Raw genomic sequence first — 18,713 nt, forward strand, 5'->3', positions numbered from 1 at the left:
CGGGGATTTCGGTCTCCGGGGTTTTTGTTGTGCGTTCAAGCCTTCACGCGCCAGACAAGAAAGGGTGATTTACGATCTGATCGTTGGGCGTAGAAGCAGCAGGCTCCGCGACCAGCCGGAGTGTCGGCGAGGATTGGCCACGCCGACCTCGGCAAAGGCCTTGCTCTCAACTGTGGAGGTGATGCGATGTGGAAAACGCTGAGCATTGCATTCGTCATTAGGAAAAACCGGACAGGCTGGTCAGTGACTGTCCGGTTCCATTTCTAAAGAGAATAAACGGAAGGCAGGGGCGCAACCCTGTCTTCCACTCCGCAATCATAAGCGTTTCGCCCAGTCCTTACAAGACGCCGATCAGGGCCCGATCTTCGGGGGCTCGCCAAGATTCGGCATGCCCGGCAATCCACCCGGCTGCCCGAAATTGGGCATCGTGTTGCCACCCTGATTGCCGAAGGCGGGCACTTCGATCTTGATGGAATTCAGATCGACTTCGGGTGCCTTATCCAGCCAGTAGGTGACGGATTCCGGCCAGAAGATCACGATGGCGACGAGGATGAGCTGCATGCCGAGCCATGGAATGGCGCCCATGTAGATATCCGATGTCTTGACCGTGCGCGGTGCAATGGAGCGCAGGTAAAACAGTGCGAAACCGAAAGGCGGGTGCATGAAGCTCGTTTGCATGTTGATGCAGATCAGAACGCCGAACCAGATCAGGTCGATACCGAGCGACTGGGCGATCGGTGCCAGCATCGGAATGACGATGAAGGCGATTTCGAAGAAATCGAGGAAGAAGGCGAGGAAGAAGATGAAGATGTTGACGAAGATCAGGAAGCCGATGGGGCCGCCCGGAATGCCCGACAACATGTGTTCGATCCACAGCGAACCGTCCATGCCCTGAAAGACCAGGGAAAAGCAGGTGGCGCCGACCAGAATGAACACCACCATGGAGGTGATGTGCATGGTGGAATGCATGCCCTGCTTGACGAGATCCCATGTAAGGCGTCGGTGTGCGGCGGCAAGCGCCATGGCGCCGACGACGCCGAGCGCGCCGGCTTCTGTCGGGGTGGCGAGGCCGAGGAATATGGTGCCGAGCACGAGGAAGATCAGAACGATGGAAGGGATCATGCCCGCCAGCACGCGGAACACCAGCGCGCGGTTGAGTTCTCCCCGTGCTTCCGGCGGCAAAGCCGGCAAATCCTTCGGCCGCACGATCGACATCAGCAGGATGAAGAGCATGAAGATGGCGACCTGCAGGATCGAGGGGCCGATTGCGCCGAGATACATGTCGCCCACGGATTTGCCGAGCTGGTCGGCAAGAACGATCAGGACGAGGGACGGCGGAATGACCTGCGTGATCGTTCCCGATGCCGCGATGACACCGGTGGCAAGCCGCGGATTGTAACCGTATTTCAGCATGATCGGCAGCGAGATGACGCCCATGGTGATGACGGAGGCCGCAACCGTGCCGGTGATTGCGCCGAGGATCGCGCCGACGATGATGACGGCATAGGCAAGACCGCCCGGAATGGCGCCAAACAGCTTGCCAGTTCCTTCAAGCAGATCTTCGGCAAGCCCGCATCGCTCCAGGATCGCGCCCATGAAGGTGAAGAAGGGAATGGCGAGCAGAAGGTCGTTGGAGACGATGCCGAAGATGCGCAGCGGCAAGGCCTGAAGAAAGGCCGGCGAAAAATGTTCGGTGAAGATGCCGATGACGCCGAAAACCAGACCGACGGTGGCAAGCGAGAAAGCAACCGGAAATCCGTAAAGCATGAAGATGATCATGCCGAGGAACATCAGTGGCGGAAGAATACCATATTCAAACATGGGAAATATCCTGAAGGTTCAGATCGGCGCGATCATTGCAGGGGTTTTTCGTACTTCGTATCCAGCGCATAAAGCCCGTTGAGGGCGCCTATGCGCTTGATAAGTTCTGAAAATCCCTGAAGAACCAGAAGGGCGAAACCGGCAAAGATGATGAGTTTCACCGGCCAGCGAATGAGACCGCCGGCATTGGAGGACATTTCGTTCTGATACCAGGAAAGCGTGAACATCGGCCAGGAAAGCCAGGCCAGATAAAAGCAGCCGGGCAGCAGGAAAAGCGTTATTCCGATAAGGTCAACCCAGATGCGGCTGCGCGAGGAAATCGCGCCATAGATAATGTCCACCCGCACATGTTCGTTCATGCGCAGCGTGTAGGACGCACCGATCAGAACGATAAAGGCGAACATGTACCACTGGATTTCCAGCCAGCCGTTTGAGCTGTAGTTAAAAGCATAACGAACCATGGCATTGCCGGCACTGACGAGGCAGCAGATAAGCACCAGATAACCGGCGACCTTGCCCAGAGCTTCGCTCGCAAGGTCTATGAGCGCACTTATTTTCAAAAGCGATTTCATGACTTTCCCCTCTTCCCTTATTGGGCCCTTTTCGGGTTTATGGCGGAGAGCAAAGCCGGGCGTGCATTGCGGCGGTCGCGCCTCCACGCGTATCCGCTGATTCAGGTCCCGGCGTTCCTCCCCACAGAATCCCGTGTATGGGCAGGCTGTTCGAAAAGCAACCGAAACCACTCTCAAACAGGCCGGACGACCGCCCTTTTCAACCGTTTGCGAAAGAATGTTGCCCAGCCGCACGCTTTGCCCGGCGCGCCTTTGTCCTAACATCGCGCAGATGCTGTTTCGTTCCGAATGCATTGCACTTTTCGGCGACTTCATGTTACCTCTGGCTCCGGAGAATCCGGCATGAGCCCATGATCGTCCGCGGAGCAAATTGTTCTGCGCAGCGGCAGTGACGGATGGAGCAAAAGGGGAAGCGGAATGAGCGAACACCATACGGGTCCGGTCGAAGTTGGCGCCGAGATGAATTACGCCGAGCACGAAAAGACCTACAACGCTTTTCTGGCCATGACGAAATATGGCACCATGCTGGTATGTGTACTGATGCTTGCCATGGTCGCCGGTTTCTTCACCTCTGCAGGTTTCCTTGGCGGCCTGATTGTCTTCCTCGCCCTTTCGGTTGCAGGATTTTTTCTGCTGCGCTGAGCGATCCTGCGGCAACGGGGCGATGCCGGCCAATGCCAAAAGGTAAAGCCATGAACCGCCTGTTATCCTGTCTGTTCCTGCTGGCGGTGATTTCACATCCCGCCTGGTCGCGTGATTTATTGCCGTCCGAGCAGGACAGTCTCAAGACGCAGATCGAGCGGTTCAGCGCGGCGCTGAACAAGCAGGATTTCGAGGCCGTTTCCAGGACGGTACCGCCGAAAATCTTCGAGTTCATTGCAAGCGACGCGGGTATTACCGTGGAGCAATTGCGCAGCGCCCTGACGGCGCAGATGCAGATGGCGCTGGCGGCGGTCAAGATAACCGAGTTCACCATGGACACGCGGGCGATAAGTGTCGGGCAAACGCCCGATGGAACGCCCTATGCGCTTGTTCCGACAAAAACGGTGATGGAAACCGGTGGCCAGACAATCGAGGCGAAATCCCACACGCTGGCGCTGATCGATGGTACGGACTGGTACTTGCTGCGTGTCAGCGACCAGCAACAGGTGACGACCCTGCGAAAAGTCTATCCGGCCTTTGCCGACGTGGAATTTCCGGAAGATTCCATGCAGCCGGTGAAATAAGCCAAACGTTTCGAACCGGAAACACGATGGCCGGCATCAACCGGCCTGCCGCATATTCAGGAAAAACGCCCCGGCCGGAACGGATCGACCGAGATCGATGTCTCTTCCCCGGTTGCGAGCTGTGTTACGAGGCGGGCGGTGGCTGCCGATTGTGTCAGTCCTAGATGGCCGTGACCGAAAGCATAGATGACGGAGGGCGTGGCGCGCGCCGTACCTATGACGGGAAGACAGTCCGGCATTGACGGGCGGAACCCCATCCATTGCCGACCGCCTTCCACCTTGAGGCCCGGCAGAAAACGTCCCGCCTTTTTCAGCATGGCGTCGGATCGTTTGAAATTGGGTTTCAATTCCAGACCGCCAAGTTCGACAGAGCCACCAATGCGGATGCCGGAGGATAGCGGGGTTACGGTGAAACCGTGGTCGTTGAAGTAAAGTTGCCGTGTAACGTTGAAGGCGCCAGCGGGCAGGGTGGTGTTATAGCCGCGCTCCGTTTCCAGGGGCACAATATTGCCAAGCGCCGCGGCCAGTTTCTTCGACCATGCACCGCAGGCGATCACCACTCTGTCGGCATCGATCTTGTCACCGTTTTCCAGCGTCACGATCGTGCTTTCGCCGACGGCGTCGATGCGTTCGGCTTCGCCCTTGCGCAGGCTCGCCCCACGGGCAATCACCAGATCAAAAATGGCACGGGTGAAAGCATAGGGATCGGAGACCTGCAGGCCGTCCGGCGAAAACATGGCGTGACGGAACTGCGGTGCAAGACCCGGTTGCAGGGTCTCTATCTCGTCACGGCCGACACGTTGAACGGAAAACCCTGCCTGCTCCTTTTCACTCCACTCTTTGCGGGCGGCATTAAAGCTCGTTTCGCTGTCGTAAAGATCGAGTGCGCCGGTTTTCGAGACAAAGGACGAGAGCTCGGGCATGGCCGTGACATGGGCCATTTCCGTGGCCGCCAGCCGGTTGATGTCACCAAGCGCCTTCAGCCCGTGGCGGAAGTTGCGCTCGGCGCTGGCGCGCCAGAAACGCCACAGCCAGGGCGCAATCTTTGCTGCATAAGCGGGCGGCACGCTGAGTGGCCCGAGCGGATCGAAAAGCCAGCGCGGCGCCTTTTTCATGATGCCGGGAGCGGGAATGGGAATGATTTCGGGAAAGGCCAGGATGCCGGCGTTGCCAGCGCTCGCACCCCGGGCGACTTCGCCGCGCTCCAGAAGAACGACATCGCGCCCGGCATTTTGCAGGTAAAGCGCCGCCATGGAACCGATAATGCCGCTGCCGATTACCAGCACGTCGCATTTCAGGGTTTTGGTCATCGGCGCTCCTGCAACACAAATCTTTCAGGCCCGCCATAACAATGAATGCCGTTCCGATGAAAGGCCGCATTGCGCCGCGGCCGCAGAAATATCAGCAGTGTGGCAAATAAGCGGTTCCCATCCTGAGATATTGCGCTGAAAAATGACGCAGGCCTCAAGTATTTTTGCCTGCCAATCCTGTCGCCATGCAAGTAGTTATGGATCATCATTAATGGCTATTTAACGGTGTCCGGCTAGTTTCACCCGCAGGTGGACCGACCCTTTTTGTCTTTTCTGTTCGAGAGGTGAAGGAGGTCCGTATATTGGTCATCGCTGGGGGTTTAAAGGCATGTCTCACTTTTCCAAATTTGGTCTGGATGCATCTGCGGTGCTTGACGCCTTGAGCCGCTCCCAAGCCATCATCGAATTTGATCTTACCGGCAAGATTTTGAAGGCGAACGATAATTTCTGCAATGCGATCGGCTATCAGCAATCTGAAATCGTCGGGCGTTCCCACAGCATGTTCCTGTCTCCCGACGATGCGGCCTCCCCGGAATACAAGGTTTTCTGGGCGAAGCTTTCGCGCGGCGAATATGATCAGGGCCAGTACCGGCGGCGGGCGAAAAACGGCGACGAAATCTGGATCGAAGCCTCCTACAATCCGGTTTTTCGTTTCGGCAAACCTTACAAGGTCGTCAAGATCGCGACCGACATTACTGTAATCAAGCGCAAGAGCGCCGAGGATGACGGCAAGCTGGCGGCGCTTTCCCGGGCGCAGGCCATGATTGAATTTACGCCCGACGGAAAAATCCTTGGTGCCAATGAAAATTTCCTTGGCGCGCTGGGTTACACGGCGGAAGAAATTATCGGTAAACATCATTCGATGTTCTGCGAGCCGGCCTATGCACAGTCTCAGGACTATCGCAGCTTCTGGGATGAGCTTCGCACGGGCAGCTTTTCATCCGGACAGTTTATGCGGCTTGGCAAGGATGGCAAACGCGTCTTCATTCAGGCGTCCTACAATCCGATCCTCGATGACCAGGGCCGTGTCTTCAAGGTCGTGAAATTCGCTTTCGACGTGACCGACCGCATGCATGCGGTTGAAGAGCTTGGCGCTGCCCTCGAGCGGCTTTCACAATGCAATATCCGTGTCACGCTGGACAAACCATTCGTGGGCGAGTTCGAAAGGCTGCGTCGCGACTTCAATAAGTCCATCGCGGAATTCCAGAAGACGCTGGAGAATGTTCTTGGTCAGACGGATGACCTGACCAAGAGCAGCCAGGAAGTCAGTGAAGCCTCCGTCAATCTCGCCGAACGCTCGCGCGAGCAGGCGGTGGCGCTGGAAGAAACCTCGGCGGCGCTTGAACAGATTACCGCCACCGTTCGCTCATCGACCGAAAATACCAGGGAGACGCGCAAGCTCGTTCAGAGCGCAAGGACATCGACGGCGGCATCGACCGAAGTGGTTGAGCGGACCGTCAATGCCATGCAGCGTATCGAGACGGCATCGCGCGAAATCAGCCAGATCATCGGTGTTATCGACGAGATTGCCTTCCAGACCAACCTTCTGGCGTTGAATGCCGGCGTGGAAGCCGCGCGTGCGGGGGAAGCCGGCAAGGGCTTTGCCGTCGTGGCGCAGGAAGTGCGCGAACTTGCGCAACGCTCCGCCAACGCTGCGAAGGAAATCAAGGCGCTTATCAACAATTCCGGCACCGAGGTTCTTGAAGGTGTGAGGTTGGTGGGTGAGACCGGTGAAGCGCTGAAGCAGATCGACGCGCTGGTGAGGCACATAGACGGCAATGTCGACATGATCGCGAAGGCGGCCGATGAGCAGGCAATCGGCATAGGCGAAATCAATCGGGCGGTTAACCGGCTTGACCAGATGACGCAGGAGAACGCTTCCATGAGTGCCCGTACCACCGTGATAAGCACCACGCTGGCGCAGGGCGCCGATGTGCTCGCACAACTCGTCAGCCTGTTCAAACTGAACCGCCGCACGGTTCAGCGTGAAGATGGATCGTCCATGCCGTCGGATTTTTCGAATGCCAGCCGGCGCGATCAGCCGGCGAGGCGAGCGGCTGCGTAAAGGGCGGGCTTACGTCCCTCGGATAGTGGGAGAGGTAGTCAAACCTCTCCCCCATCATTCTTCGGCCTCGATCCGTGATGACGCCGGATGTCTGCTGAAAGTCCAGGCGGCGCAGCAAGCGCTTTGGCCCGTTGAATGAATTTCTGATGCGGATGCCCCTTTGATCTGGCATCCGCATTCCGTCATCCGCGCAATGGCGGCCGTTCGATACCGAGATGGTCGCGCAGTGTCGAACCTTCGTAGTCCTTGCGGAACAGGCCGCGTTCCTGCAGCAGCGGAACGACCTCGCGATTGAATTCCTCCAGCCCGCCGGGGAAGAAGGGCGGCATGACGTTGAAACCGTCGGCCGCACCGTTTTCGAACCATTGCTGCATGCGGTCGGCCACGTCTTTGGCCGTGCCCATGACGATATGGTGGCCGCGGCCTGCCGCAACGCGCAGTGCCAGCTCCCGGATCGTCAGCTTTTCGCGGCGTGCAAGTTCGGTCAGAAGTTCAGCGCGGCTGCGCAACTGGTCGGAAATCGGCAGGTCCGGCAGCGGGCCGTCAAGATCGTAATCGGCAAGGCTGTGGCCGATGCGTTCTTCAAGCAGCGGCATTGCGCTCTTGATATCGGTCCAGCGGTTCAGTTCCTTCAGCTTTTCGCCAGCCTCTTCAAAGCTCCTGCCGATGATCGGCATGAAGCCGGGCATCACGGCGACGCTGGCCGGGTCGCGGCCGAATTTTTCCACACGTGCCTTGAGGCTGGTATAGAAGGCCTGCGCTTCGGAAATCGCCTGCTGGGCGGTGAAGACGATGTCGGCGGTGCGGGCGGCGAGATCCTGCCCCGGCCCCGAAGAGCCGGCCTGGATGAGAACCGGGTGGCCCTGCGGCGAACGCGGAATATTAAGCGGTCCCTTGACCGTGAAATATTTGCCCTCGTGGTTGAGGATATGGACCTTTTCCGGATCGACGTAACGGCCCGCCTGCTTGTCCTTGACGAAGGCGTCGTCATCCCAGCTGTCCCACAGGCCGCGAACGACATTCACATATTCTTCCGCCACCGCATAACGTTCGTCATGCTCGGGATGGTCCTTGGAAAAATTCGCCGCCGTGCGGGCATAGGAGGTGGTGACGATGTTCCACGCCGCGCGGCCGTGGCTCAGATGATCGATGGAAGCGAAGGCGCGGGCGGTGTGGTAGGGCTCGCCATAGGTTGTGGAGGCGGTGGCGGCCAGCCCGATCTTATCGGTGACCATGGCAAGGGCTGCCAGCAGGGTCAGCGGCTCGAAACGGGCTATCATCGAGGGGTGGGCGTCGACGCCGCTGGTCAGGCCGTCGGCGAGGAATACCATGTCGAACTTCGCCGCTTCGGCCATTTTCGTAACACGGGTGAGCAGATCGAAATTCTCGCTGCCGGCTTCGGCATCGGGGTGACGCCAGCCGGAAACGTGGTGCCCGGCGCCCTGCAGGAAAAGGCCGAGATGCATCTGTCTTTTGCGTGTCGTGGTGGTCATGGGGATCATGCCTTCATGTCGGTCGAGTTATATTTGCGATACCAGAAGCGTTTCGAGCTTCCTGAGGTCGGCTGCGGTCTTCATGGACCGCACCAGTGCCGGAATACCGGAAAATTTCTCATTGCCGCCGGTCGCGTCGGCAAATTTTTCGGTCGGGTCATCGATGCCAGGAAGGCCGTCGACACGGCGCGACAGCACCGTGCCGTCCTTCTTCGTCACGTCGATGACCACGAACCGTGTGGTCGGATCGGGCGAGAGGCGGCGGGCGGTCTCGTCATGCCGGCGTGAGACTTTGGCGGAAAGGGCAAGCAAGTCGTCGCGCGTCGGGCGTTCGTCGAAATGGCCGATACCAAGCGCTCCATCCGTCAGCGCTGCGGCAAAGACATATTCGGCGCTGAAGCGGGCGTCGATGCCGGTCGTGGGCGTGGCGGGGCCGACGAGGGCGGCATCGCCGCCTGGCGGGAAGGTGATGGTGACCGTTTCGATCTCGTCCGGCGTCAGATCATTGCTGTTGCGCAGCGCCAGCGCGCCGACGGCAACGGGATGGCTGGCTGTGCAGCAGGGAAAGGCCTTGAGGGTGAGGCCGGGCGAGACGATCTGCCAGGGTGCGCCCCAGCCGGAGAGAACACGTTTCGGTTGCTCGGCGCCGAAGGCGTAGGCGGAATAAAAACCGATGGGGTTTTCCAGAAAATCCGGCGCGCCCTGAAAGCCCGATCGCGCCAGCCGCGCGGCGGTAAGGCCGGCACGCGTGGCAAGCCCCGCATGCAGCGGCTTGGCGTCATAACCGAATTGCAGGCGAAGCCCCGCCGATTGGGTTGCGGCAAGCCCGAGCGCCACGGCCGTGGTTTGCGGGTCGAATTTCAGGAGATGGGCTATGGCTGCCGCAGCACCGATGGGGCCGAGCGTGGCGGTGGCGTGGAAGCCGTTTTCGTAATGCTTCGTTCCGAGCGAGAGGCCGAGACGCGCCATGGTTTCCAGCCCGACGATATAGGCGGCGATGAAGGCGTCCGCCGTGGAGCTCTCTTCGACCGCGATAGCCAGCAAAGCGGGAATGATGGCGACAGTCGGGTGGCCGCGTACGCTGCCGTGAACATCGTCATAATCAAGCACATGCCCGGCGTGACCGTTGATGAGGGCGGCGGTGAAGGCATCCGTGCGCAGATCGTGGCCGATAATGCCCGCCGTGCCTGACGTGCCGGGCGTAAAGCTGTCGATCAGGATTTTCGTGCTTCTGTCGGCAGCGCCGCCCAGCACGCAGGCGAAAAAATCGATCAGCGCCGTGCGGGCGATGGCCACAGCATCTTCGTCACCCAGGGGATCGGAGGCGGCAATCGCTTCGGCGAGATGAAGGGTGAGTTTTTCGTCCGCGGCCATGGCATCAGATCCCTTCGCCGTCATTGACCCGCGCCACCTGTCCGCCGAGACCCTTGACGAAGGCGTTGATGCGCGGATTGGTCGACTTGTAGAAAATATGCTCCGGCGTGCCCTGATCGACGATCAGGCCGTTTTCGGTGAAGACGATATTGTCGCTGATTTCTTCGGCAAAACGCATTTCATGCGTGACGAGAATGCTGGTCATGCCATCATTGACGAGATCGCGGATAACGGCGAGCACTTCGCCCACGGTTTCGGGGTCGAGCGCGGAAGTGACCTCATCGAACAGCACCAGTTCCGGCCGCATGGCGAGCGCGCGGGCAATCGCCACACGCTGCTGCTGGCCGCCGGAAAGCTGGCCGGGATAGGCATCGACCTTCTGGGAAAGGCGGACCTTTTCCAGCAATTCGCGGGCATGGCGCTCGGCTTCCGCCTTCGGCGTGCCGAGAATCTTGATCGGCGCGATGGTGATGTTTTCCATCACCGTCAGATGCGGAAAGAGGTTGAACTGCTGGAAAACGATGCCGATGCGCTTGCGCAGCGCGATGCGCTCAGCCTCGGTCTTCAGCTGGTCGACACGGGTGCCGCCGACGGTGATCTTGCCCGATTGCGGAATGAGCAGGCCGTTGATGCAGCGCAGGATGGTGGACTTGCCGGAGCCGGAAGGGCCGATGATGGAGACGGCGTCGCCCTTGTTGACCGTGAGGTCGATGCCTTTCAGGACCTGATTGTCACCGAAGGACAGGTGTATGCCTTCCAGTTCGACCAGGGCTTTTGCGGCGGTTTGTGGTGCGGGTGCGGACATGGCTTGTTCCAATCAGCGGGAAGCGAAGCGCCGCTCGAGGCGCTGCGTGAAACGGGAGACGGGATAGCAGAACAGGAAGAACGCCATCAGAACGGTGAGATAGACCACGACGGTGAAATCGTTGCGCTGCACGGCGGTGCTGGCGTCCGTCGCGGCATGAAGAAGCTCATGCACGCCGACCAGCGAGGCGAGCGCCGTACCCATGGTGATCGAAGCATAGAGGTTCATCCATGGCGGCAGCGAACGCTTCACGCATTGCGGCAGAATAATCCAGCGCAGTGTCTGGTTGCGCGAAAAACCCAGCCCCTGCGCCGCTTCCCACTGCGCCGTCGGAATCGACTGGATGGCGCCGCGGGTGATTTCGGCGATATGGGCGCTGGCCGGAATGGCGAGACCGACGACGGCCTTGATCCAGTCCGGGAAGGGAATGTAGTTGCCAAAGGCGACGATCTCGAAGGGGAAGATGTAGGTCGCGGCGAAGATCAGCACCAGATGCGGGGCGTTGCGGAATATCTGCACATAGGTGAGCGCGGGCGCTCGCACGAGACGGTAGGGCGCGAGCTCCATGATGCCGAGCAGGACGCCGATGAAGGTGCCGATGGCGATCGCAAGGATGCTGATCAGCACGTTCATGGCAAAACCCTTGGCCAGATAGGGCAGCCATTGCAGCAGCACCTGGCCGAGCGAAGGGTCGAGGATCAGCCACAAAATGACTGATATCAGCACGCCGAGGAGCAGAATGGTGCCGAAGGGCGGCTTCTTTACCGCCTGTGTTGGAGAAACCACCGCACTCATTGACCGAACCCCGGAACCGCAAGACGCCGTTCAAGCCAGAGACCGGCTCTTGCGACGATGAAATTGATGACGCTGAAGAAGATCAGGATGACGATCATTAGCTCGACCACATTGTCGCGCTGCGTCCAGATCAGGATCGAGGCATAGGTGATCTCACCCACCGCAATTGCCGAACCGACCGTGGTGAGCTTCACCAGATTGACGAGGTTGTTGATGATGGAGGGCAGCGCCGTGCGGATGGCCAGCGGAAACTCCACATAGCGTAAAATCTCGAAGGAACTGAAACCGATCGCGCGCGCCGCCTCGATGGTGGTGGCCGGCACCGCCTCGATACCGCCGCGCAACGCTTCCGCATGGAAAGCGGCGATGTGCAGGCCGGTGATGGCGACGACCCAGAAGAATGGCGTCAGCGGGTTGTTCTGCGCGCCGCCCAGCGCATTGGAAATCAGCATGTTGAGCACGAGGAAACCACACATCAGCTGCACCAGCGTCGGCGTGTTGCGCGTCAGTTCCACATAGGCGCGCACGGGGCCGGCGAGCCAGACCTTGCCCGATGTCAGCATTGCCGCGAAAATGAAGCCGAAGAGGAGGCTAAGCGGCAAAGTGACGGCGACGAGGATCAGCGTCATCTTCATGCCGTCGAGCCAGATCTGAACCTCGTAACCGCTGTTCAGAAAGTCATAGTTGAGGCCAAGATGCGCGGCCAGTTCTATGAAGCGCGCTGTAAATCCATCCTGCATCGGAAATCCATGCTGTTGTCGCGGGTGCGCCGCCCTGCAGGCGGCGCCAGAATGACCTGTCTTTTTATAAAGCAGAAAAGAACGGCAGGCGAAACCGGCCGTTCCTGATGGTCATAGGAAATCACTCCGCCTGTTCGGCATCATCCTCACCCTGCGGTGAGGACATGCAAGGAACGGAGAGACCCTGCGCCTGTCTTATTGCGCCGAAAGCTTCTTCTGCTGCTCTTCCATATAGCCGATGCTCGGCAGACGGTTGGCCTTGGCGAATTCGAGCATCTTGCCGGAGGCGTGCAGTTCCTTGACGATCTTGTCGAGAGCGGCTTGCGTGTCGCTTTCGCCCTTGCGCAGCCAGATCACGGAATCAGACGGGATCAGGTCGGTGGGGATGAGGATGCCGTAATCCTTCCACTCATCGGCGCGGTCCTGAAGCATCAGGCTGAGCGTGCCGTTGACGTGAACGGAGACGTCGCAATTGCCGCCCTTGAGCGCCAGTAGCGATTCCGGCTGGCTCGGCAGCGCTTTAACCTGCGCGCCATATTGTTCGATCAGCGGCTGGGTGTAGTTGGAGCCTTGCGAAACGCAGGCGATCTTGCCCTTCAGGTCCGGCCAGTCCTTGATGCCACTGTCCTTGCGGCCGATGGCGGCGCCACCCTGGCGGTCATAGGGGGTCGGTACGTAATCGAGCGTTTTGGCGCGTTCTTCCGTGTACTGCATGTTGGCGATCAGAATATCGACCTTGCCCTGCTGCAGGAACTGCACGCGGTTGGGCGGGGTCACGGTTTCGGTGACCAGCTCGACACCGAGGCCGGCGGCCAGCGCCTTGGCGACGTCGATGTTGAGACCCTTCTGCTCCTGCGTCTTCGGATCGATGAAACCGAAAGGCGCGCCGGACAGGATGACGCCAACGGTGAGCTTGCCGCGACCCTTGATGCGGTCGAGCGTTGCATCCGCGTGAGCGGCGGTGGCCATCGAAGCGATGACAACGGTTCCGGCAATGAGTTTTGCGGCAAATCTGGAGAAAGAGAGGGCCATGGGTATTTCCTTTTGATTGTAGGTGGAAACTACATGAGGCACCCGCCAAGAGCGAGAATTGGCATTGCGTGAAAAATAGTATGAATAAAATCCGGTTCCAATAAATCTTTTAGGAAGAAAAATTATCCTAATAATTTGGAATCGTAGAATCCTGTTCTTTCCTCCGTCGCTGCGTGCCTGCCTGTCAGGGGCGGGAGAGTAGTCCGGATGTCGCTGAGGGCCGGATGGCCACATGTGGAGCGAGCACATCCGGCTTGTCTCTTCTCCCCGTCGGGGAGAAGGTCGCGGCAGCGGGATGAGGGGGTGAGGGTAGAGATATGCGGAGAGCTTGCCCCCTCATCTGACCCTTCGGGCCATCTTCTCCCCGGCGGGGAGAAGAAGCCGGCCGCACGCCCTGTGCTTATCGTCCGGCGTTATAGGCCGCTATTGCCGCCATGTTGACGATATCGCTGTCCTTCGCACCCATCGAGGTGATCTGCACCGATTTATCGAGGCCGACGAGAAGCGGGCCGATGACGGTTGCGCCGCCCAGTTCCTGCAGCATCTTGGTGGAGATGGAGGCGGAATGAATGGCGGGCATGACCAGCACATTGGCCGGGCCTGAAAGCCGGGCGAAGGGATACTGGCTCTGCATGCGGTGATGGTTCAGTGCCACATCGGCCGACATTTCGCCGTCGACCTCGAAATTGACGTTGCGCCGGTCGAGGATTTTCACCGCCTCGCGCACCTTGTCGGAGCGTTCGCCGGTCGGCTGGCCGAAGGTGGAATAGGCGAGCATGGCAACGCGCGGTTCGTAACCGAAACGGCGAGCGAGGCCGGCTGCTTCTTCGGCGATATCGGCAAGATCTTCCGCGTTCGGCATGTCGTGCACTGCGGTATCGGCCACGAAGACGGTGCGGTTGCGCGAGACAACAAGCGATACGCCGATGACGCGATGGCCGGGTTTGGTGTTGATGCAGCGGCGGATATCCTCCAGCGCCGTCGAATAATTGCGGGTAACGCCGGTGACCACGGCGTCCGCATCGCCCATAGCCACCATGCAGGCGGCGAAATGGTTGCGGTCATTGTGGACCAGACGCTGTACGTCGCGCAGCAGGAAACCGCCGCGCTGCAGACGCGCATAGAGATAATCTACATAGGCATCGACGCGGCTGGAAAGGCGCGCATTGGTGATCTCGATATTGGCGCGGTCGAGATCGATACCGGCGCGTTCCGCATTGGCCTTGATGATATCATCACGGCCGAGCAGGATGGCGGTGCCGAGGCCCTGCGCGGTGAAGGAAATCGCCGCGCGCATGACCTGTTCTTCTTCGGCTTCCGCAAAAACGACCCGCTTCGGCGAGCGGCGCACCCGCTCGTAAAGGCGTTGCGTCGTTGAGGCCATCGGGTCGCGGCGGGCGGAAAGCTCGCGGGCGTAAGCGTCGAGATCGGGCAGTTCACGGCGGGCGACGCCGGTTTCGATGGCGGCTTTCGCCACGGCCACCGGAATGGCCGAGATCAGGCGCGGATCGAAGGGAACCGGAATGATATATTGCGATCCGAAGCGCGGGCGGTTGCCCTGATAGGCGGCGGCCACATCGTCAGGCACGTCTTCGCGGGCAAGATCGGCCAGCGCCTGTGCCGCCGCGATCTTCATCGCGTCGTTGATCTGGCTGGCGCGGACATCGAGCGCGCCGCGGAAGATATAGGGGAAGCCGAGGACATTGTTGACCTGGTTTGGGTAGTCCGAACGTCCGGTTGCCATGATGGCGTCGTCACGGATGCGCGACACTTCCTCGGGGGTGATTTCCGGGTCCGGATTGGCCATGGCGAAGATGATCGGCTTCGGCGCCATGGAACGGATCATCTCTTCGCTGAAAGCTCCCTTCTGGGAGAGGCCGAATACGACATCCGCGCCCTTCATGGCTTCCGCCAGCGTGCGGTTGCTGGTTTTCACCGCGTGCGCGGATTTCCACTGGTTCATGCCTTCGGTACGGCCCTGATAGATCACGCCCTTGGTATCGCAGAGCGTGATGTTTTCAGGGTTGAACCCCATGGCCTTGATGAGGTCCATGCAGGCGATTGCCGCCGCACCCGCGCCGTTGCAGACCAGCTTGGTCGTCTTGAAGTCGCGGCCCGTCAGTTCGATGGCGTTGATGAGGCCGGCGGCGGCGATGATGGCGGTGCCGTGCTGGTCGTCATGGAAAACGGGAATGTCCATCAGCTCGCGCAGGCGGCTTTCGATGATGAAACATTCCGGCGCCTTGATGTCTTCCAGATTGATGCCACCGAAGGAGGGGCCAAGGTAACGCACGCAATTGATGAACTCATCGGCGTCTTCGGTATCGACCTCGAGATCGATGGAATCGACATCGGCGAAACGCTTGAAGAGAACAGATTTGCCTTCCATGACCGGCTTTGAAGCAAGCGCGCCGAGATTGCCGAGACCGAGGATGGCTGTGCCGTTGGAGATGACCGCAACCATGTTGCCGCGCGTTGTATAATCGTAAGCGGTTGCCGGATTTTCGGCGATGGCTTTCACCGGCACGGCCACGCCTGGCGAATAGGCAAGCGACAGGTCCCGCTGCGTCGCCATCGGCTTGGTCGGGGTGATTTCCAGTTTCCCCGGCCGGCCTTCCGCGTGGAAATCCAGGGCTTCCTGATCCGTAACCGATGTTCTGGTGCTGGCGGGTTTCGTCGTGTCGGACATGGGCTGAGCGCGCTTTCGTGTCGATAACAATGTAAAAATATCCGCCGTTGTTATTGTATTTTTCGCGCCCCTGCCAAGCCTTGAATGTTGTTCAGTGCAGCAAATTTAAGCGTGATGAAATTTGCGGCCGATTCAATCGATTAATTTGTTTAGTTGGCGGGTGCCGCACACCTGATGCGCCATGGCTCGGCCATCCGTGTGGTTTTCGAGATGGGCAGATTCCTGCGATTTCCGAAGGTTTTTTTCGTGCCGGGTTCCGTGGAACCTCGCGTACCACGCCGCGTTAGCGAAATGGGGCCGCCAACAATCAACATGTCCTTCCGCTTGTTCACCAAGCTTTCACAAGGCGAACTTATGAGCTTGCGCTTATCCGCCCGTGAACCGATGATGGCAGCATTGGCAAATATGTATATTGTCCGGCGCGCCGGGAATTTTTTAGATTTGGAAAGGTTTTGTTGTGAGCGCACATTCTCGAAAGATCACACCGGTTCTTCTTGCTGGCGGGGCGGGATCTCGGCTTTGGCCGGTATCGCGTGATCAGTTACCCAAGCAGTTCCAGCCGCTGGTCGGCAATCTTTCGACCTATCAGCAGACATTGACTCGGGTGGGTGACAAGACGCTTTATTCCGAGCCGCTGGTGATCACCAACGAGGATTTCCGCTTCTTCGCCCGCCGCCAGGCGGAAGAGATTGATCTGCCGGCAACGGTGGTGCTGGAGCCCGCCCGCCGCGACAGCGCCGCCGCCATGGCCGCCGCCGCCGTGCTGGCTGAGCGCCGCGAGCCCGGATGTCTGGTGCTGGCGCTTGCCGCTGACCATGTGGTGCTGGATGCCGATAAATTTTCCGACGCCGTGAAGCTTGGCGCCAAGGCTGCCGATCAGGGCAATATCGTCGTTTTCGGCCTGGTGCCGACGGAACCGCGTACCTCTTATGGCTATATCAAGCCGGGTGAGGCGATCGATGGCGAAGAAGATTTGAGCACCGTCGAGGCCTTCGTGGAAAAGCCTGACGTGAAGACTGCGATTTCCTATCTGGAAAAGGGCTATCTCTGGAACTCCGGCAACTTCCTGTTCCGCTCCGATGTGATGATCGCCGAGTTGAAGGCCTTCGCACCGGAGATTCTTGCGGCGGTGACGCAGGCGGTTGAACAATATGAAAGCGACCTCGGTTTCGTGCGTCTGCATCAGGCAAGTTTCGAGGCTTCCCCGAAGAACTCCATCGACTATGCCGTGATCGAGAAGACCAAGCGCATGGCCGTGGTGCATGGCCATTTTCGCTGGTCGGATATTGGCAGCTGGGACGCGATCTGGGAGATCGCCGACAAGCGCGGTAACGACAATGCGCTGGAAGGCGATGGCGTTTTCATCGATTCCGAAGGCTGCCTCATCCATTCCACGCAATTGCTGACGACGGTGGTGGGCGCCAAGGACCTGGTGGTAGTGGCCACCAAGGACGCGGTTCTGGTCGTGCCGAAAAACCGGGTACAGGATGTGAAGGGGCTGGTGGAGACGCTGAAGGACGGCGAACATGCGCCGAGAACGCAAAGCCACAAGCGTGTTTATCGTCCGTGGGGTTATATCGAGCATATGTATGTCGATGAGCGTTATCGTGTCGGCCATATCACGGTCGATCCCGGCCACCGCATCTCTTTCCAGAAACACTATCATCGTTCCGAGCACTGGATCATCGTGAAGGGAACGGCGACGGTGACGATTGGCGAGGAGACCCGGCTGCTGACGGAAAACCAATCCGTCTATATTCCGATCGGCCAGCCGCACCGGCTTGCCAATGAAGGGCAGATCCCGCTCGAACTGGTCGAAATCCAGACCGGAGCCTATATTGGCGAGGACGACGTCATCCGTATCGAGGATGATTACAAGCGACAGTAGGATTGTGGCGCGGAGGCAGGCGGCATCATGGGGCGAGACGGGCCTTCGCCCGTGTCGCAATCTGGTGCCGAAAGATTTCTGACCGCGACTGATGGGATCGCGGCGGCTCAGGAGGCCAGCGCGTTCACGCCATGGGCGAAGGCATGGGAAAGCATGGCCGCCTCAAGCCCCCGCCGCCAGAAAAGCCAACCGAACAACAGGCCGGGGATAAAATTTGCGAGCAGAATCGCGGCGATCAGTGATCGCTGCGGATCGGTAGCTACGGCAAACAAGAGTGGCAGGTGGCCGGCGGCGAAAAGGGCTGCCGCCAGAAGGATAGCGGTCCACATCAGGGCCGGACCTGCCCGGCCCCTTCCCGTGACGCGCCAGAGCACCCATGCGAAAAACGACATCAGGCCCCATCGGGTCAAAATCTCTTCCGTGATTCCACCGTAGAGAATCCGTGTCGTCAGTGGAACGGGAAAGGCGGCCATCATTGTCCGGGTCGATGCATCCGTAACCGCGGGAAGGACCGCTGCCGAATAGGTAATCATCAGCAAACCGATGGCGAGGCCCGCCAGAAGCGCGGGCATCGCCTGTCTTTGCAGCACGGCGCGCATGCTGCTTCCTTCGACAAGGGCATGGATCAGTGGTGCGCCGAGCCCTGCCTTGCCGGCCAGGGCTTGACCAATCGCCACCGCTGCAACGGTCAGCATCGCGGGCTGGATGAGCATCAGCAGGCGTATTTGAAAAGATAGCTGCTGTCCCGGTGCAAGTTGCTCAACCGGTACCAGCAGGAGCGATGCGACACCCGCCAATCCGATGATCAAAAGAATGTGCCAAGCTTTCATTGTCGCCTTCACCTGTCTATCCCGTGGGGTTTGCGCCGAGAGCGGAGCCGGGTTCTGAAGCGTTGTAAAAGGC

General features: G+C 59.4%; 15 protein-coding genes. 4 read left to right on the plus strand and 11 right to left on the minus strand.

Features of this window, described 5'->3' with window-relative positions:
• Window positions 1–351: 351 nt before the first annotated feature.
• Both AC1ROR_RS15415 and AC1ROR_RS15420 read right to left on the minus strand, forming a co-directional pair.
• Entirely contained in the window at window positions 352–1,821 is a 1,470-nt protein-coding gene (locus tag AC1ROR_RS15415; RefSeq protein WP_035221018.1) for a TRAP transporter large permease, read from the minus strand.
• Between the two features lie 32 nt (window positions 1,822–1,853).
• Window positions 1,854–2,393 carry a TRAP transporter small permease subunit gene (locus AC1ROR_RS15420; RefSeq protein WP_035221016.1) on the minus strand — a complete coding sequence of 180 codons (540 nt, stop codon included), beginning with the start codon at window positions 2,391–2,393 and terminating at the stop codon, window positions 1,854–1,856.
• A gap of 417 nt (window positions 2,394–2,810) precedes the next feature.
• Between AC1ROR_RS15420 and AC1ROR_RS15425 the strand changes: the two genes are divergently transcribed.
• Both AC1ROR_RS15425 and AC1ROR_RS15430 read left to right on the plus strand, forming a co-directional pair.
• Window positions 2,811–3,035, plus strand: coding sequence for an aa3-type cytochrome c oxidase subunit IV (locus AC1ROR_RS15425; RefSeq protein WP_035221013.1), 225 nt, complete (start codon window positions 2,811–2,813; stop codon window positions 3,033–3,035).
• 50 nt (window positions 3,036–3,085) lie between these two features.
• The gene (locus AC1ROR_RS15430) at window positions 3,086–3,619 is read left to right on the plus strand and encodes a hypothetical protein (protein WP_498589930.1); all 534 of its coding nucleotides are present in this window, start codon (window positions 3,086–3,088) and stop codon (window positions 3,617–3,619) included.
• 56 nt (window positions 3,620–3,675) lie between these two features.
• Here AC1ROR_RS15430 and AC1ROR_RS15435 read toward each other — a convergent pair whose 3' ends face one another.
• A complete protein-coding gene (locus tag AC1ROR_RS15435) occupies window positions 3,676–4,929 on the minus strand; it encodes an NAD(P)/FAD-dependent oxidoreductase (RefSeq protein ID WP_498589931.1) in 1,254 nt (417 codons plus the stop codon).
• 328 nt (window positions 4,930–5,257) lie between these two features.
• Between AC1ROR_RS15435 and AC1ROR_RS15440 the strand changes: the two genes are divergently transcribed.
• Window positions 5,258–6,994 carry a methyl-accepting chemotaxis protein gene (locus tag AC1ROR_RS15440; protein WP_498589932.1) on the plus strand — a complete coding sequence of 579 codons (1,737 nt, stop codon included), beginning with the start codon at window positions 5,258–5,260 and terminating at the stop codon, window positions 6,992–6,994.
• Between the two features lie 182 nt (window positions 6,995–7,176).
• Here AC1ROR_RS15440 and AC1ROR_RS15445 read toward each other — a convergent pair whose 3' ends face one another.
• From AC1ROR_RS15445 to AC1ROR_RS15475, 7 genes are all read right to left on the minus strand, one after another.
• Window positions 7,177–8,496, minus strand: a complete 1,320-nt coding sequence (locus tag AC1ROR_RS15445; RefSeq protein WP_167377571.1) for an LLM class flavin-dependent oxidoreductase — start codon at window positions 8,494–8,496, stop codon at window positions 7,177–7,179.
• 18 nt (window positions 8,497–8,514) lie between these two features.
• Complete coding sequence (locus AC1ROR_RS15450) at window positions 8,515–9,861, minus strand: MmgE/PrpD family protein (RefSeq protein ID WP_498589933.1); 1,347 nt, start codon at window positions 9,859–9,861, stop codon at window positions 8,515–8,517.
• Window positions 9,862–9,865: 4 nt separating this feature from the next.
• Window positions 9,866–10,666: an amino acid ABC transporter ATP-binding protein gene (locus AC1ROR_RS15455; protein WP_020813292.1), complete on the minus strand. Its 801-nt coding sequence runs from the start codon at window positions 10,664–10,666 to the stop codon at window positions 9,866–9,868.
• Between the two features lie 12 nt (window positions 10,667–10,678).
• The gene (locus tag AC1ROR_RS15460) at window positions 10,679–11,461 is read right to left on the minus strand and encodes an amino acid ABC transporter permease (RefSeq protein WP_059753232.1); all 783 of its coding nucleotides are present in this window, start codon (window positions 11,459–11,461) and stop codon (window positions 10,679–10,681) included.
• Window positions 11,458–12,201, minus strand: a complete 744-nt coding sequence (locus tag AC1ROR_RS15465; RefSeq protein ID WP_139786080.1) for an amino acid ABC transporter permease — start codon at window positions 12,199–12,201, stop codon at window positions 11,458–11,460. The genes AC1ROR_RS15460 and AC1ROR_RS15465 overlap by 4 nt, the downstream gene beginning before the upstream one ends.
• Window positions 12,202–12,396: 195 nt before the next feature.
• Entirely contained in the window at window positions 12,397–13,233 is an 837-nt protein-coding gene (locus AC1ROR_RS15470) for a transporter substrate-binding domain-containing protein (RefSeq protein WP_035221000.1), read from the minus strand.
• A gap of 400 nt (window positions 13,234–13,633) precedes the next feature.
• The gene (locus tag AC1ROR_RS15475) at window positions 13,634–15,922 is read right to left on the minus strand and encodes an NADP-dependent malic enzyme (RefSeq protein ID WP_035220998.1); all 2,289 of its coding nucleotides are present in this window, start codon (window positions 15,920–15,922) and stop codon (window positions 13,634–13,636) included.
• A gap of 457 nt (window positions 15,923–16,379) precedes the next feature.
• On the opposite strand from AC1ROR_RS15475, the gene AC1ROR_RS15480 reads away from it, so the two are divergent.
• Entirely contained in the window at window positions 16,380–17,810 is a 1,431-nt protein-coding gene (locus tag AC1ROR_RS15480; RefSeq protein ID WP_035220996.1) for a mannose-1-phosphate guanylyltransferase/mannose-6-phosphate isomerase, read from the plus strand.
• A 107-nt stretch (window positions 17,811–17,917) separates the two neighbouring features.
• Here the strand turns inward: AC1ROR_RS15480 and AC1ROR_RS15485 are convergent, their stop codons facing one another.
• A complete protein-coding gene (locus AC1ROR_RS15485) occupies window positions 17,918–18,640 on the minus strand; it encodes a CPBP family glutamic-type intramembrane protease (RefSeq protein ID WP_498589934.1) in 723 nt (240 codons plus the stop codon).
• Between the last annotated feature and the right edge of the window lie 73 nt (window positions 18,641–18,713).

This window comes from Agrobacterium sp. GW821-FHT14E08 (assembly GCF_058803865.1).

What these genes read in the sequence shown, in the direction of transcription:
- AC1ROR_RS15450 (WP_498589933.1), bottom strand. Translation starts at nt 9,861, where the DNA reads ATGGCCGCGGACGAAAAACTCACCCTTCATCTCGCCGAAGCGATTGCC.
- AC1ROR_RS15415 (WP_035221018.1), bottom strand. Translation starts at nt 1,821, where the DNA reads ATGTTTGAATATGGTATTCTTCCGCCACTGATGTTCCTCGGCATGATC.
- AC1ROR_RS15420 (WP_035221016.1), bottom strand. Translation starts at nt 2,393, where the DNA reads ATGAAATCGCTTTTGAAAATAAGTGCGCTCATAGACCTTGCGAGCGAA.
- AC1ROR_RS15460 (WP_059753232.1), bottom strand. Translation starts at nt 11,461, where the DNA reads ATGAGTGCGGTGGTTTCTCCAACACAGGCGGTAAAGAAGCCGCCCTTC.
- AC1ROR_RS15475 (WP_035220998.1), bottom strand. Translation starts at nt 15,922, where the DNA reads ATGTCCGACACGACGAAACCCGCCAGCACCAGAACATCGGTTACGGAT.
- AC1ROR_RS15470 (WP_035221000.1), bottom strand. Translation starts at nt 13,233, where the DNA reads ATGGCCCTCTCTTTCTCCAGATTTGCCGCAAAACTCATTGCCGGAACC.
- AC1ROR_RS15430 (WP_498589930.1), top strand. Translation starts at nt 3,086, where the DNA reads ATGAACCGCCTGTTATCCTGTCTGTTCCTGCTGGCGGTGATTTCACAT.
- AC1ROR_RS15440 (WP_498589932.1), top strand. Translation starts at nt 5,258, where the DNA reads ATGTCTCACTTTTCCAAATTTGGTCTGGATGCATCTGCGGTGCTTGAC.
- AC1ROR_RS15435 (WP_498589931.1), bottom strand. Translation starts at nt 4,929, where the DNA reads ATGACCAAAACCCTGAAATGCGACGTGCTGGTAATCGGCAGCGGCATT.
- AC1ROR_RS15445 (WP_167377571.1), bottom strand. Translation starts at nt 8,496, where the DNA reads ATGATCCCCATGACCACCACGACACGCAAAAGACAGATGCATCTCGGC.
- AC1ROR_RS15465 (WP_139786080.1), bottom strand. Translation starts at nt 12,201, where the DNA reads ATGCAGGATGGATTTACAGCGCGCTTCATAGAACTGGCCGCGCATCTT.
- AC1ROR_RS15455 (WP_020813292.1), bottom strand. Translation starts at nt 10,666, where the DNA reads ATGTCCGCACCCGCACCACAAACCGCCGCAAAAGCCCTGGTCGAACTG.
- AC1ROR_RS15425 (WP_035221013.1), top strand. Translation starts at nt 2,811, where the DNA reads ATGAGCGAACACCATACGGGTCCGGTCGAAGTTGGCGCCGAGATGAAT.
- AC1ROR_RS15485 (WP_498589934.1), bottom strand. Translation starts at nt 18,640, where the DNA reads ATGAAAGCTTGGCACATTCTTTTGATCATCGGATTGGCGGGTGTCGCA.